The sequence below is a fragment of the Paraburkholderia nodosa DSM 21604 genome, assembly GCF_000519185.1.
GTDB classification, from domain to species: domain Bacteria; phylum Pseudomonadota; class Gammaproteobacteria; order Burkholderiales; family Burkholderiaceae; genus Paraburkholderia; species Paraburkholderia nodosa.
The window spans coordinates 1-1467 of record NZ_JAFA01000110.1; the positions used below are offsets into that span (position 1 = coordinate 1).

At 60.4% G+C, this 1467-nt stretch carries 2 protein-coding genes and 1 pseudogene; all 3 read right to left on the reverse strand.

The window, feature by feature from the left end; all coding sequences use genetic code 11:
* Nucleotides 1-238 precede the first annotated feature (238 nt).
* Complete coding sequence (locus A3CW_RS53010; RefSeq protein WP_154671546.1) at nt 239-394, reverse strand: hypothetical protein; 156 nt, start codon at nt 392-394, stop codon at nt 239-241.
* A 624-nt stretch (nt 395-1018) separates the two neighbouring features.
* Nucleotides 1019-1318 (reverse strand): HNH endonuclease signature motif containing protein, encoded by a 300-nt coding sequence (locus A3CW_RS0144130; protein WP_028209159.1) that lies wholly within the window; start codon nt 1316-1318, stop codon nt 1019-1021.
* Nucleotides 1319-1328: 10 nt separating this feature from the next.
* A pseudogene (locus A3CW_RS54740) lies at nt 1329-1467 on the reverse strand (IS6 family transposase); the annotation flags it as partial.

A 1467-nucleotide genomic window follows, 5' to 3' on the forward strand; every position in this document is an offset into this window, starting at 1 on the left:
GCACATCCCATGTGGATGGCGACGGGCTTTCCAATCGTGTGCGCTGGCGCTTTGGTGCACGCTCAGGGGGGAAATGCAGACGTTCTTTCCGTGCAGCAATCCGACGTGCGACGAGGGATTGGAAACGCTCAAACATGAGTTTGGCACTGCCTGCCAGCAGTGCGCGTGGTGCCGCGGGACGGGTGGCGACTGGCGCGAGAGCGCCGAGGACGACGACGCCTGTCTTTGACGGCGGGGATCAGCCGTTCAGTTGCGACTCGACGTTGAGGACGATCTGTGCGAGCGGGTTGTTGTCTGCGGACTGGGGCGCGAACTTGATCTGGGCGAACGTGACAACAGCGAAAGCGACGACGACGAGTGCGGCAGATGCGGCGATGCGGGGAATGTATTTCACAGGGACTTCCTTTCGAGGTGTAGGCAGAAACTGGCGAAGCTGACAGGGGGCCGAATCACTTCGGCGACATGGCTGTCGACAACCGGCAAGGCCGCACACGGGGTCCGATCGCGCCTGGCGATCTGGACCGCACTGCAAAAAGAGGGGCGACCCAAACCCTGCCACTATAAAGGTTTTACCCGTGTGTGCAGTGCGACACCCGGTCGCCAGTGGGCGCTTAATTATTGAGCAGCGCTTCGTGATTGAAAGGTCTATGTAGGCCGTAATGAGCACTGCGGCACTGTGCTTTAGACCACCATCGGCAATGTGTTAAAAATAGGCTTAACATGGGATACGCACGCCACCAATGGCGCGTAGGAGATTCCATGGACCATTACATCGTGCTAGCCGTGATTCTGCTAGTCCCTTCGATCGCGTTTGCGTCCGTGCTTTATACGGGCACGCACAAACGCCATTGAAGGCCGGTGGTGAGACTTTGCCGCTGGTTCAGGAGGCACGGGAAATCGGACGGCCACCAGCCCGCCACGTAAGGCTCCCGGCGGGAACCCGCAAGGCCTCCAGGCTAATTGCGCAGCTTGGAGGAGCGCTCCGCCTTCTTCGCAAGGAAGCGCTGGTAGTGCGCCCTCAGGTACACAGCCTGTTCTGCCGTGGGTGTCTTGCGCAGGCGCGTATGGTCCCCCCCAGACGGGCACGTTCTGCCTCGTCGATCGCATCGGAGAAGAGCAGCTCGCCAGTCTCGGGGTGGACAGACATAAGGTAGCCGTCGTAGACCTTGTCCAAAGTGCCCGCGAGCAGCAAGCCATTGCTCGGGTTCAGTTTCTCTACATCGGTGCTGTCCGTCCATGGCTTGGCATGACTCGCGACCAGCGCTCTCAAGGTGTAAGCGCCGGTCACTGCACACGGGCCTTCCCACAGCTCGATCATGTTCTTGCGGCGCCGTTACGTCGCGCCTGGCGCTGGGCATGAAGTTTATTGTCTGGCGGCTCGCCCGAACCACCGCCCGAAAGCGATTCCACCGTTTGACAAACTCCGGCGCAAAGCGCCGTACCATGCAGGATCTTCGTGTGCGTGAG

Excerpts from the sequence above, each read along its gene's own strand:
- A3CW_RS0144130 (WP_028209159.1), bottom strand. The coding sequence starts at position 1,318 with ATGATCGAGCTGTGGGAAGGCCCGTGTGCAGTGACCGGCGCTTACACC.